Raw genomic sequence first — 12,953 nt, forward strand, 5'->3', positions numbered from 1 at the left:
CGCTACTTCTCAACGTTCCAGAACACCGGGATGGCCGACGGTATCAGACCGCGCAAGGTCGCGCGAGAGGCGGCCGGCTGGGCGAACTGGCCCCACGGTATTGCGGGTGCCTGATCGTACATGACGGTCTGGATCTCGCCTGCGATCTTCTTGCGATCCTCCTCGGCGGGCGCCTTGGCAAAGGCTTCCATCAGCGGCGTGATGCGCGCATCGCATTGCCATCCCGTGAAGTCGGCGCAGTTGAAGGCGACCATGACGTTGGTCAAGGGCGAGCCGAGGTCGAAGCCGCCGGCGTGAACGCCATAGACGCTCCAGCCCTCCTTCTTGGCGCGGCGCGCCAGCACGCTCGCCCAGTCCATCACCTGGAGATCGACGGTGAAACCGGCCTGCTTCAGCCGCTCGGCCAGCACCTGCGCCGAGACGCGCGGGGCTTCGAGATCGTTGGCCTCCATCACGACAACAGGCTCGCCGGCGTATTTCGTCGCCTTCAGCGCGGCCTTCGCTGCTTCGATCGACGGCTTGGCGGCGGCTTCCGTGCCGGCCTTACTGTCATAGGTGGTGCCGCAAGTGAAGTATGTCGCGCAAGGAGCGGCGTATTTGGCGTCCAGGCCGAGTGCGTCCAGCACCTCGCGCTGATCGACCAGCTTCCACAGCACGCGCCTGATGGCGGGATCGTCGAACGGCTTTGATGCGGCGTTGAGGCGATAGGCGCCCGCGAACATATTGCCGCCAGTGAAATTGACCAGTTTGACCCGTGAGTTCTTCTCCATGGTCGGCAGCAGATCGAACGGCGCGTATTGCATGAAATCGACCTCGCCGGCCTGCAGCGCGGAGGCTGCGGTCGCACCATCCGGAATGACGCGGATCTCGAGCGTGTCGATGTTGACGCGCTTGCCGCCGGCGAGGAAGTCGGCAGGCTCGGGACGCGGCACGTAGTCGGCGAATTTCTTCAGGACCATGCGATCGCCGGTGCGGTGATCTGCCTTGCTGTAGACGAACGGGCCGGAGCCGACGATCTCGGTGATGCGCTGGTCGCCCGGCGTTTTGGCAATGCGCTCGGGCATCATGAAGGCGACCGGACTGACGGGATTGCCGAGCGCGTCGATCACGAGACCCGACGGCTCCTTCAGCGTCAGCACGAAGGTTTTTGCGTCGGTGGGCTCGAGCGAGGCCGTGATTGCGAAGATGCGGCGGCCGAGCGCACTGCGGGTGCCCCAGCGGCGCAGCGAAGCGACGCAATCGGCGGCCGTGACCGGCTGGCCGTCATGCCATTTCAGGCCATCACGCAGCGTGAAGCTGTAGGTCAGGCCATCGGCAGAGACCTTCCAGTCCTGCACCATCTGCGGCTTGATTTCGCCCTTGGAATCCTTCGCGAACAGCGTGTCGAACACCATGTAGCCGAACGTGCGCGTAATGTAGGCTGTGGAGAAATGCGGATCGAGCGTGACGATCTCCGCCTCGAGCACCGCGACGAGATTGCCTGCGGCATGCGCGGGCGGCGCGGTCAGCGCCAAGGCGAACAGCGCCGGAATGAAAGCCCTCAGTTTGGACATGGAATGGATTTGCCTTTTGACGGAGACGTTTTTGTCGCCAGACAAAAAGCAATGTTCATGCCCGGGGGGCCGAAACACGTATGCGCTCACGGCTATCTGCCGCGCGTTTGCGCGCCACACCCTCGCTGTCATCGCCCGGCTTGACCGGGCGACCAGTATTCCAGAGAAAGCTATGATTGAGCCGAGAGGTCGCGGCGTACTGGATGCCCCGCCGGAGCCTGTCATCGGGCTCGCCGAAGGCGAGACCCGGTGGCGGGGCATGACACTGTCGATATGGCGACGGCCCGCGGCCTACCCGATCACCCTGCCGAACTTGTTCGACTTCGGGAATCCCTTCGGCGCGAGGCGGCCAGCGTCACCGCGGTTGCCTTTCCACTCGGCGAGCTCCTTCATGGTCGCGGAGAATTCGCGGCCTGCGGAGTCTTTCCAGGTCAGGCCCGCCTTGGCGTCGAACACGGCGACGTCGGAAAGACCGCCGTCCTTGTATTTCTGCAGGCGCGCACCGCGGCCACGCGGCATCTCCTGCACCTGGTCGAGCGGGAAAAGCAGCATCTTGCGGTTCTCGCCGATGACGGCGACGGTATCGCCGAGCACCTCGGTAACCGTGCGCGCCTCGTTCGGCATGTCGACGTTGAGGACCTGCTTGCCCTTCTTGGTGGTGCCGACGCAATCGTCCTCGTTGACGACGAAGCCCTGGCCCTCGTGGCTCGCGACCAGGAATTTGCGTCCGCCCTTGTTGACGAACAGTGTGACCGGCGCGGCCTCCGGCTCGAGATCGATGAACTGGCGGATCGGCTCGCCGTGACCGCGGCCGCCCGGAAGTTTTGCGACATCGAGCGAGTAGAATTTTCCATTGGTGGCGAACAGCAGCAGCTTCGAGGTCGTTTCCGCGAAGAACGCGAACCCGAGCTTGTCGTCCTGCTTGAAGGCAAGCCCCGAGAGATCCTCGACATGGCCCTTCAAGGTGCGGATCCAGCCCTTGTCCGAGACGACGACGGTCACCGGCTCGCGCTCGACCAAGGCCTCCTCGATGGCGGCGAGATCGTGCTCGGGCGCATCGGCAAAAGTGGTGCGGCGCTTGCCGAGCGGCGTCTTCGGCCCGAACATGTCGCGGACCTTGGCGACCTGCTCACTGACCTTCTTCCACTGCTCGGGCTCGGACGCCAGCAGTCCCTCGATCCCCTTCAGCTCCTTGCGCAGATCCTTGTCCTCGGTGCGGATCTCCATCTCCTCGAGCTTGCGCAGGCTGCGCAGCCGCATGTTGAGGATGGCTTCGGCCTGGACGTCGGTGAGCTTGAACGCCTGGATCAGCGCCGGCTTCGGCTCGTCTTCGTTGCGGATGATCCTGATCACCTCGTCGATGTTCAGATACGCAATCAGCAGGCCGCCAAGAATCTCCAGCCGGCGCTCGATCTCGGCCTTGCGATGGTTGGTGCGGCGGATCAGCACGTCGCGCAGATGGTCAAGCCATTCGCGCAGGCACTCAGCGAGCCCCACCACCTTGGGGACGCGGCCCTTGATCAGCACGTTCAGGTTCAGCGGAATCTTGTTTTCGAGCTCGGTCAGCCGGAACAGCGATTCCATCATCAGCGCGGGATCGACGTTCTTCGACTTCGGCTCGATCACGATGCGGACGTCTTCGGCCGACTCGTCCCTGATGTCGCCGACCAGCGGCAGCTTCTTCTGGTCGAGCAACTCGGCGATCTTCTCGATCAACCGCGACTTCTGCACCAGAAAGGGAATCTCGGTGACGACGACGACCCAGGTGCCGCGCGCGCCCTCTTCCTGCTCCCATCGGGAGCGGACGCGGAACGAGCCGCGGCCGGTGGTGTAGGCTTCAGCGATCGCCTGCTTGGAATCGACGCAGATGCCGCCGGTCGGGAAATCCGGCCCCTTGACCCATTTCAGCAAGGCCTTCGACTTCGCGTCGGGCTTCTCGATCAGATGCAGCGCGGCGTCGCAGAGCTCGGCGGCGTTGTGCGGCGGGATCGAGGTCGCCATGCCGACCGCGATACCTTGCGCACCGTTGGCGAGCAGGTTCGGGAAGCCGCCGGGCAGCACGATCGGCTCTTTCGACTGGCCATCGTAATTGGGACGGAATTCGACCCCGTCCTCATCGATGCCGTCGAGCAGAAGCCGCGCGACGTCGGTCATGCGCGCTTCGGTGTAGCGATAGGCGGCGGGATTATCGCCGTCGATATTGCCGAAATTGCCCTGGCCGTCGACCAGCGGGTAGCGCGAGGAGAAATCCTGAGCGAGACGCACCATGGCGTCGTAGATCGCCTGGTCGCCGTGCGGATGGAACGAGCCCATCACGTCGCCGACGATTTTGGCGGACTTCTTGAAAGCCGTGCCCGGATCGAGCCGGAGCAGGCGCATGCCATAGAGGATGCGCCTATGCACCGGCTTCAGGCCGTCGCGGGCATCGGGCAGTGCGCGGTGCATGATGGTGGAGAGCGCGTACGCGAGATAGCGCTCTTCCAGCGCCTCACGCAGCGGCACCTCGTGAATTTCGGCCGGTTCCTCCGGCGGAATCAATCGTTTTCCCATGCCGCCCGGTTAAACCGTGGAAGCGAATCGGGCAAGGATCGATTGGTTCCCTGTGGGCGGCCTACTGGCCGGCCCAGCCTGCGGTGAAGGTCTGGGTGGGTTGGGCGTTTTTGGCCTGCGTGGTGGCCGGGGTATTGGTCAGGCACCGCCGGGCCGTCTCGATCTCGGCCTCCGTCGCGCCCTTGGACCGGGCCCATGCCTCTGCTGCCACAGCAGAATATTTGGCCACATAGAATCTGACGACGGTACAGGAGGCACGGCGAAAGACGCCCGGCTGCTCACCCGCGAGAGCGTCCGGCGCCAGCGCGATCAGCGCTGCCGATATCACAAGTCCCTTGATCAGCATCAGGATATCCCCGGTTGGAACCCCGGGGGCAAGTCAGGGAAACCCGATTTCGTTCCACGGCGGGCCGACATATTGCGACAATGCAGAGCCGCGTTTGGCTCATGGCCCGGGAATCGCGGCCTTTGCCTGCTGCCGCGTCAACGCGCTGATGAAGCCCGCCCGCGCGTCGGAATGGCCTTGCCCGCGCGGCTCCAGCACGTGGCGCAACAGGAAAAGGCCGGTCAGTCGAAAGCCGTCCTGAAGATCCTCGTCGGTGAGGTCGCCCTGCACCTCGCCCTGGCGCAGGAACGGCGGCAGCCGCAATAGCCGGTCGCGCCACGGTTCGCCCGCCCCGCGCGACACCGCGCCGCCGGATTTGGGCGAGACGTAGATCAGGTCGGTGGTCTCTCCGGTCACCGCGCAGTTTTCCAGCGCCAGCCCGAAGCCGAGTTCGGTGAGCATTGCCAGTTCGAAATGGATCACGTGCACGGCCGCGCTGCCGATGTCGTCGAAATCGTCCAGCGAATGTTCGAGCAGCGCCAGCAGGTTTTCGTGCGGATCGCGCTCCGGCAGCAACCGCGCAATCGAAGCGAGATGGGTGATGCCGTAGACGCCGTGGGATGATCCCAGCAGCGTCGCCGCCCGCAGCTTGAGGCCCTCGACGGCATAGGTGCCGAGATGCTCGTCGAGCCGCGCCCGCCACACCACGCTGAGGCTGTTGCCGGGCTGCAGCAGCGGCCGCATCCGAGAGCCGGCGCCGCCGCGGACGAGACCGAGATGGCGGCCGTGCGCACGGGTCAGCAGCTCGACGATGGCGCTGCTCTCGCCATGCCGCCGCACTCCCAGCACGATGCCTTCGTCGGTCCATTCCATCGGTGAAGTCTAGCGGATTCCGGTCTTCAATCGTAGGGCGGATTGGCGGGATTGCGCCGCCAATCCACCCGACGCGGCCTCACGCGTTGAACCAGCCCTGCGCGTCGCCGCGGAACGAGAAATACAATCCCATCGCCGTCAGCACGCAGGAGACGATCTCGATGGCGCTGTCGAGTTCCATGCCCTTCTCGCCGATGATCTGGCCGAGCGAGATCACCGACAGTACGAGTGCTGCCGCCAGCACCCAGCGCGGCCAGTTCTTGCGCCCGCGCGCGGCCAGCCGGACGAAATAAACCAGCAGCAGGATCATGCCGCCGGCAAGGAGCGACGACGTCATGATCATCTGTTCGGTCATCTCGGCAGTCGGCGTGCGGTCCTGCACCGCCACCGACAAGGCATCCAGCATCAACGATGCATAGAGCAACGCTTCGAAGCGCCGTACGTTGCTGGGTACGCTCATCGCCGACCGATCTTTTCTTGGTTATTCTTTGGGAAATTCCAGGCCCATCTCGCGGTAGCGATCGGGATCGTCGCTCCAGTTCTCGCGCACCTTGACGAACAGGAACAGGTGCACCGGCACGCCCAGGATCTCGCCGATCTCCTTGCGCGAGTCCGCGCCGATCGACTTGATGGTGGCGCCGCCCGCGCCGAGCACGATCTTGCGCTGGCTTTCGCGCTCGACGAAGATCGTCTGCTCGATGCGCACCGACTTGTCCTTGCGCTCCTCCCACTTGTCGGTCTCGACGGTGGACTGGTAGGGCAATTCCTGGTGCAGCTTGCGAAAGATCTTCTCGCGGGTGATCTCGGCCGCAAGCTGCCGCATCGGCGCGTCCGACATCTGGTCTTCGGGATAGAGGAACGGCCCCGGCGGCACGATCTCGGCCAGTGTATGCCTGAGGTCGTCGACACCGTCGCCGGAGATCGCCGCGATCATAAACGTCTGTGCGAAGGCCATGCGCTCGTTGGCGGCCTGCGCCAGCGCCAGCAGCTTCTCGCGCTGGACCAGGTCGACCTTGTTGATGACCAAAATCTTCTCGTGCTTGACGCTGGCGACCTTGGTGAGGATCGCCTCGGCTTCCTCGTCGATGCCGGCCTTGGCATCCAGCAGCACGCACACGAGGTCGGCGTCATGCGCGCCGCTCCAGGCGGTCGAGACCATGGCGCGGTCGAGCCGGCGCTTGGGCAGGAAGATGCCGGGCGTATCGACCAGGATGATCTGCGCGTTGTTCTCGATCACGATGCCGCGGATCAGCGCGCGCGTGGTCTGCACCTTGCGCGAGACGATCGTGACCTTGGCCCCGACCAGCGCATTGACCAGCGTGGATTTGCCGACGTTGGGCGCGCCGATCAGCGCGACGAAACCGCAGCGCGTAGCAGTGGGCGCCTCGCCGCTTGCTTCAACCGTCATTGCCGCCGCCAACGCCTTCACGTTCGATCATCACTGAAGCTGCCACTTTCTCTGCCGCGCGCTTGCTGCCGCCGATGCCTTCCGCCGGAGCGAGTCCCGGAAGATCGACCGCGACGCGGAATTGCGGATCATGATGCGGGCCGGTGCGCTCGACCTCGCGATAAACAGGCGTCGGCAATCCCTTGCCCTGCGCCCATTCCTGGAGAACGGTCTTGGGATCGCGCAACGGACGCCGCGGCTTGTGCATGCGCTCGGTCCAGTTGCGCTTGACGAAGTCGGCCGCCGCCGCGTAGCCGCCGTCGAGGAAGACGGCGCCGATCACGGCCTCGCAGATATCGCCGAGCACGCTCTTGCGCAGGCGCGCGTCGGCGCTGGAGCCGACCGAGCCGAGCTTGATGTCGTCGAGCAGACCGAGCGACTTGGCGACATCGGCGCAGCTCTCCTTGCGCACCAGTTCGGCAAGTCGCTTGGACATCTCGCCTTCGTCGGCGTTCGGGAAGGCGTGATAGAGCATGTCGGAGACGACGAGCCCGAGCACGTGGTCGCCGAGGAATTCCAGCCGCTGATAGCTGTCACCGCGCTTGCGCCCGGACTTCAACGCGGAGACATGCGTGATGCCTTGCATCAAAAGGTTCGGATCGGCAAAGCTGTAGCCGATGCGCGCCTCGAGCCCCGCATTCGCATCCAAGCCCCTGGCCTTGCTGCTCCGCACCCGCTTCTTCTTTGCAGGCGTCTTGTTTTCAGGCGTCTTGCCCTCAAGGCTCTTGGTCGCAGCTTCGCCGTCGGGGCCCGCTTGCGCCTCGGTCGGCAGGGTCGCGATGTCCTTGGCTTCGTCTTTCATCGGACGATTTTGAAGAAGCGATTCCAGCGCACCGCCCACGGCCAGCGCCAGAACATCCATGCATGCTCGCCTTCGGCGATCGAGAAGAAGATCATCTGGGCGCGCCCGATCAAATTCTCCTGCGGCACGTAGCCGACCTGGCCGAGAAAGCGGCTGTCGGTGGAGTTGTCGCGGTTGTCGCCCATCATGAAGAAGTGGCCGGTCGGCACGGTGTAGACGTTGGTGTTGTCGACGTAGCCGTTGTCGGCGCAGTCCAGCGTTTCGTAGGACACGCCGTTCGGCAGCGTTTCCTTCCAGCGCTTCACCCGGGAGACGCCGCTGCCTTCGGCGCCGCAGGGGTCCTCGCCGACAAATTCGCTCATGCGCTGCCGCTCGACCGGCGTGTCGTTGATGTAGAGCAGCCCGTCCCGCATCTGGATGCGGTCGCCGGGCAGGCCGATCACGCGCTTGATGTAGTCGGTGGAATCGTCCTTCGGCAGGCGGAATACGACGATGTCGCCGCGGTTCGGGTCCGAGCCCCAGATCCGCCCCGAGAACAGCGGCGGTGAGAACGGGATCGAATAGTGGCTGTAGCCGTAGGAATATTTCGAGACGAACAGATAGTCGCCGACCAGCAACGTGGCCTTCATCGAGCCGGATGGGATGTTGAACGGCTGAAACAGGAAGGTGCGGATCACCAGCGCGATCAGGAGAGCGTGGATCACGACCCGGATCGTTTCGCCGACGCCGCTCTCAGTTTTCGTTCCTGAAGTCACGCTCATTGCTCTCTCAATTCCGGCGGGCGGTCACAGCGCGCCCTCCTCCCGCGAACAGCCCATCGCTCGCGGCCCAAGGAGATTGTCCTGATTCTGATAATGAGGGCCAATTCCGGCGTAAAGCCGAATTCGCCCAGCCTGATTTGCGTCCGCGGACTTTTAGACGGTTGTCGGAGGCCACGCAATCAAGGATCGCATCAAAACTGCATAAGCATTTGATTTTGAATGCGAATTATAAAATGATCGGTGCCCAATCAGGGTTTGTCCAGCGGCACGGCGGAAATGATGACGAAGGCCTGTGCCAACGGCCAGTCATCGGTGATCGACAGGTCGATCTGCGCCGCGAACCCCTCCGGCGTCAGGGCCTGGAGCCGGGCCAGCGCCCCGCCCGTCAATTGCATGGTTGGCCGCCCTCCCGGCAGGTTGACCACCCCCATGTCGCGCCACCAGACGCCGCGCCTGATGCCGGTGCCGAGCGCCTTGGAACAGGCCTCCTTGGCGGCGAAGCGTTTGGCGTAGGTTGCCACCACCATCTTCTCGTTCTTGGCGCGCCGTTCCGCCTTGGCCCGCTCGGCCGCGGTGAAGATGCGGTCGAGGAAGCGCTCGCCATGGCGGTCGATCACCTTGCCGACACGGGTGATGTCGATCAGGTCGGAGCCGATGCCGATGATCATGCCCGGCTCCGGCCGCGGTCCATCGCCGCGCGCATGCTGCGCACCGTCTCGGCGAGACCGACGAACAGGGCTTCGCCGATCATGTAGTAGCCGATGTTGAGCTCCATGATCTCAGGCAAGCCGGCGATCGTCTCCGCCGTCGCGTAGTCCAGCCCGTGTCCGGCGTGAACCTCCAGCCCCGCTTCGTTCGCCAGCTTCGCCCCTGCCACGATTCGCCGCCATTCGGCCTCGGCCTTGTCGGCGTGACCGTCGACGACGGCGTCGCACCAGGCGCCGGTGTGGATCTCGATCACGGGCGCGCGCAGCCGCGCCGCCATCTCGATCTGGGCGGGATCGGCCGCGATGAACAGCGACACCCGGATGCCGGCATCGTTCAGCCGCGCGATACAAGGCGCCAGCGCATTGTGCTGTCCGACGACGTCGAGCCCGCCTTCGGTCGTCACCTCCTGGCGCCGCTCCGGCACGAGGCACACCGCGTGCGGCCTGGTGGCGAGCGAAATGCGCATCATGTCGTCGGTGGCCGCCATCTCGAAATTGAGCGGCTTGGAGATCTCGGCTTTCAGCCGCGCCATGTCCTCGTCGCGGATGTGCCGGCGATCCTCGCGCAAATGAGCGGTGATGCCGTCGGCGCCGGCCTCGATCGCCAGCAGCGCCGCGCGCACCGGATCGGGATTACGGCCGCCGCGCGCGTTACGCAGGGTCGCGACATGATCGACATTGACGCCGAGGCGGAGCGGAGGTGCAGGCATTTCAGGACTCACGGAATCATAGGGACAGACCGGGACGGAAGGCGTCTATCCATTAACACGTTCGGCGCGGGCGACGACCGCCTTCGCGCGCAGCTGGGCCAGGATCGCGCTCAAATGCTTGAGATCGTAGACTTCGAGATCGATCGTCGTCTCCGTGAAGTCCGGTGAGCGGCGCTGCATGCTGATATTGTCGATGTTGCCGTCGTGCTCGGCGATCACGGTCGCGATCTGCGCCAGCGCGCCGGGCTCGTTGACGTTCTCGACCTTGATACGGGCCGGAAAGCGCTGCGGCGCGGAGTCCTCGATGTCCCAGCGCACGTCGAGCCAACGCTCCGGCTCTTCCTCGAAATCCTTCAGGGCCGGCGCCTGGATCGGGTAGATGGTGATGCCCTCGCCCGGCGTGACGATGCCGACGATGCGGTCACCGGGCACTGCGCCGCCGTTCGGCGCGAACTTCACCGGCAGGTCGGAATTGATGCCGCGGATCGGGATCGCGACCGGGCTGCGCGGCGGTTCGGACGACTTCTCCTTGAGCTTGCCGGCAAGCCCCTTCTTGACGCCGTAGCGCGCGATGCGCTCCTCCTTGTAGTCGGGATACATCGCACGCGCGACGTGGGAGGCCTTGATCTCGCCGCGTCCCACAGCCGCCATGACGTCCTCGATCGAGGTTCGTGCCAGTCGCGGCAGCGCGCCCTTGAGCTTGTCGTCGGCGTATTCGATCTTGGCGCGCTCGAACAGGCGCTCGACGATGCGCCGGCCGAGACCGACATATTGATCGCGCACCGCAGTCCTGGTGGCGCGGCGGATCGCAGCGCGTGCCTTGCCGGTGACCGCGAGCGTTTCCCAGGCCGACGGCGGCGCCGCTTGCGCTTCCGAGGTCAGCACCTCGACCTCGTCGCCGTTCTGGAGCTCCGAGGACAGCGGCGCAAACTGGCCGTTGATCTTGCAGCCCACTGCGCTGTTGCCGACGTCGGTGTGTACGGCATAAGCGAAGTCGATCACGTTGGCATGGCGCGGCAGCGCGATCAGCTTGCCCTTCGGGGTGAAGCAGAACACCTGGTCGTGGAACAGCTCGAGCTTGGTGTGCTCGAGGAATTCCTCGGGGTTGGCGCTCTCCGAGAGAATGCCGATGGTGTGGCGCAACCAGGCGAACGCATTGGACTCGCGCTTGAGGAATTCGGTCGGCGAGCCCACGCCTTCCTTGTAGAACACGTGCGCGGCGATGCCGCGCTCGGCGATTTGGTCCATCGCCTCGGTGCGGATCTGCAACTCGACGCGCTGGTTGCCGGGGCCGATCACGGTGGTGTGGATCGAGCGGTAGTCGTTCTGCTTCGGCGTCGAGATGTAGTCCTTGAACCGGCCGGGCACGACCGGCCAGTTGGTGTGGACGATGCCGAGCGCGCGGTAGCAGGCCTCGATGTCGTTGACGACGACGCGGAAACCGAAGATGTCGGACAATTGCTCGAAGCCGACCGACTTGCGCTCCATCTTGGTCCAGATCGAGAATGGCTTCTTCCGGCGGCCATAGACCCGCGCCCCCAGGCCCCGGTGGCGCAGATTGTTGGAGAGCTGGTCCTCGATTTCGCCGATCAGATTGCGGTTGCGCTCGGCCAGCGCATCGAGCCGCTGCATCACCACCGAATAGGCTTCCGGGTCGAGGGTCCGGAACGACAGGTCCTCCAGCTCCTCGCGCATCTCCTGCATGCCCATGCGTCCGGCCAGCGGCGCATAGATGTCGAGCGTCTCCTCGGCAATGCGCCGTCGCGATTCCGTCGGCACGAAGTCCAGCGTGCGCATGTTGTGCAGGCGATCGGCGAGCTTCACCAGGAGCACGCGGACATCGTCGGCAATGGCCAGCAACAATTTGCGCAGATTCTCGGCCTGCTTGGCCTCCCGCGATACCAGTTCCAGCCGCTTCAGCTTGGTCAGGCCCTCGACCAGCGCGCCGATCTCGGGCCCGAAGATCTGGTCGATCTCGGCCCGCGTCGCTTCGGTGTCCTCGATCGTGTCGTGGAGCAGCGCAGCCACGATGGTGGCGTCGTCGAGCTTCAGGTCGGTGAGAATCGCCGCCACTTCGAGCGGATGGGAGAAGTACGGGTCGCCCGAGGCGCGGGTCTGCGAGCCATGCGCCTTCATGGCGTAAACATAGGCGCGGTTCAGCAGATCTTCGTCGGTGTTGGGATTGTAGGACCTGACGCGCTCGACGAGATCATATTGACGCATCATGCGTGCGCGAGGCTTCGCCGGGCGCGCCACCGGCGCAGTCGGGGCCACAGCAACCGATTCGGTTGCGGCCTGCATCTGCGTTGGTGTGCGGCGTCGATATACCATGCCGTCCTGCCTTCAAACGGACCACGACAGAGCCCGTTGTATACATCTTAGCTCCGATCGCGCGCGTGTCCGATCAATTCAGTGACAGGGACAGGCGCTAACCGACGACGCTATGGTAACCACGAAAACGCAAACAAAAGCAAAGGCCCGAACAACGGTTCGGGCCTTTGATCAGATCACAAAGAAGTCGATGAGCGCGACGGGACGATTTACTCGTCCTCCTCGGGCTGCTCCTCGGGCGGTGCGAGGCCTTCGAGACCCTTCAGGAGCTCTTCTTCCGTCATGCGCTCAACCGCGACTTCGGTATCGTCTGCATCCACGCTTGCACCGGCGGAACCGATCAGCGGCACAGTGTCCGGCTCGGGCTCGTCGACCTCGACGAACTTCTGCAACGAGTGCACCAGCTCCTCGCGGAGGTCCTCCGGCGAAATGGTGGTCTCAGCAATTTCGCGCAAAGACACAACAGGGTTCTTGTCGTTATCGCGATCAACCGTTAGTTGTGAACCAGACGAAATCATGCGGGCACGGTGGGCGGCCAGCAGGACCAGGTCAAACCGGTTGTCGACCTTGTCGATACAATCTTCTACGGTGACGCGAGCCATCGACTGTCGCTCCGTTGTGGGTGGGACGAAATATGTGGATGAATGCCGGTAGTTATAGGTGCCGGGAGGGTTTCGCAAGGCCAATTTGTGATTTGGCCTCGCCAAACGGCTCTGCTACCCCCACATTGGGGCTGGGATGGGTGGTTTCCCGGGCTGCCGGCGACGGCGGCGCCGGGAGTGTGCGAGTTGGCCATAACTATACCTTGATTGCACCGACTTCTCCGGATTTGCGGTTTCGACGGGTTTCGGCGGGACTTTAGAAGTGCGCGGCTTGCTGTCGCCGCGCCAACAA

Annotated in this window: 12 protein-coding genes; all 12 read right to left on the bottom strand. The window is 64.3% G+C overall.

From position 1 onward, the window contains the following. Positions 1-2: 2 nt before the first annotated feature. Positions 3-1,553, bottom strand: a complete 1,551-nt coding sequence (locus ABIB90_RS19020) for an ABC transporter substrate-binding protein (protein WP_354163953.1) — start codon at positions 1,551-1,553, stop codon at positions 3-5. Between the two features lie 291 nt (positions 1,554-1,844). Then, positions 1,845-4,103, bottom strand: coding sequence for a DNA topoisomerase IV subunit A (parC, locus tag ABIB90_RS19025; RefSeq protein WP_354163951.1), 2,259 nt, complete (start codon positions 4,101-4,103; stop codon positions 1,845-1,847). Positions 4,104-4,164: 61 nt separating this feature from the next. Then, on the bottom strand, positions 4,165-4,449 hold the full coding sequence (locus ABIB90_RS19030) for a hypothetical protein (protein WP_219684707.1): 285 nt from the start codon (positions 4,447-4,449) through the stop codon (positions 4,165-4,167). Between the two features lie 99 nt (positions 4,450-4,548). Further along, the gene (gene recO, locus ABIB90_RS19035; RefSeq protein ID WP_354163948.1) at positions 4,549-5,301 is read right to left on the bottom strand and encodes a DNA repair protein RecO; all 753 of its coding nucleotides are present in this window, start codon (positions 5,299-5,301) and stop codon (positions 4,549-4,551) included. 79 nt (positions 5,302-5,380) lie between these two features. Beyond that, positions 5,381-5,761 (bottom strand): hypothetical protein, encoded by a 381-nt coding sequence (locus tag ABIB90_RS19040; RefSeq protein WP_007603399.1) that lies wholly within the window; start codon positions 5,759-5,761, stop codon positions 5,381-5,383. A 21-nt stretch (positions 5,762-5,782) separates the two neighbouring features. After that, positions 5,783-6,709 (bottom strand): GTPase Era, encoded by a 927-nt coding sequence (gene era, locus ABIB90_RS19045; protein ID WP_354163946.1) that lies wholly within the window; start codon positions 6,707-6,709, stop codon positions 5,783-5,785. Further along, positions 6,699-7,550, bottom strand: a complete 852-nt coding sequence (gene rnc / locus ABIB90_RS19050; RefSeq protein WP_354164308.1) for a ribonuclease III — start codon at positions 7,548-7,550, stop codon at positions 6,699-6,701. Before rnc ends, era begins: the two co-directional genes overlap by 11 nt. Next, a complete protein-coding gene (gene lepB, locus ABIB90_RS19055; RefSeq protein WP_007603395.1) occupies positions 7,547-8,311 on the bottom strand; it encodes a signal peptidase I in 765 nt (254 codons plus the stop codon). The genes rnc and lepB overlap by 4 nt, the downstream gene beginning before the upstream one ends. A gap of 248 nt (positions 8,312-8,559) precedes the next feature. Beyond that, positions 8,560-8,979: a holo-ACP synthase gene (acpS, locus tag ABIB90_RS19060; RefSeq protein WP_007603394.1), complete on the bottom strand. Its 420-nt coding sequence runs from the start codon at positions 8,977-8,979 to the stop codon at positions 8,560-8,562. Next, positions 8,976-9,728, bottom strand: a complete 753-nt coding sequence (locus ABIB90_RS19065; protein WP_007603393.1) for a pyridoxine 5'-phosphate synthase — start codon at positions 9,726-9,728, stop codon at positions 8,976-8,978. The genes acpS and ABIB90_RS19065 overlap by 4 nt, the downstream gene beginning before the upstream one ends. Positions 9,729-9,773: 45 nt before the next feature. Beyond that, positions 9,774-12,059, bottom strand: a complete 2,286-nt coding sequence (locus ABIB90_RS19070) for a RelA/SpoT family protein (RefSeq protein ID WP_219684710.1) — start codon at positions 12,057-12,059, stop codon at positions 9,774-9,776. Positions 12,060-12,268: 209 nt separating this feature from the next. Next, a complete protein-coding gene (gene rpoZ / locus ABIB90_RS19075; protein ID WP_007603391.1) occupies positions 12,269-12,661 on the bottom strand; it encodes a DNA-directed RNA polymerase subunit omega in 393 nt (130 codons plus the stop codon). Between the last annotated feature and the right edge of the window lie 292 nt (positions 12,662-12,953).

The organism is Bradyrhizobium sp. JR4.1 (genome assembly GCF_040548605.1).
GTDB classification, from domain to species: Bacteria; Pseudomonadota; Alphaproteobacteria; order Rhizobiales; family Xanthobacteraceae; genus Bradyrhizobium; species Bradyrhizobium canariense.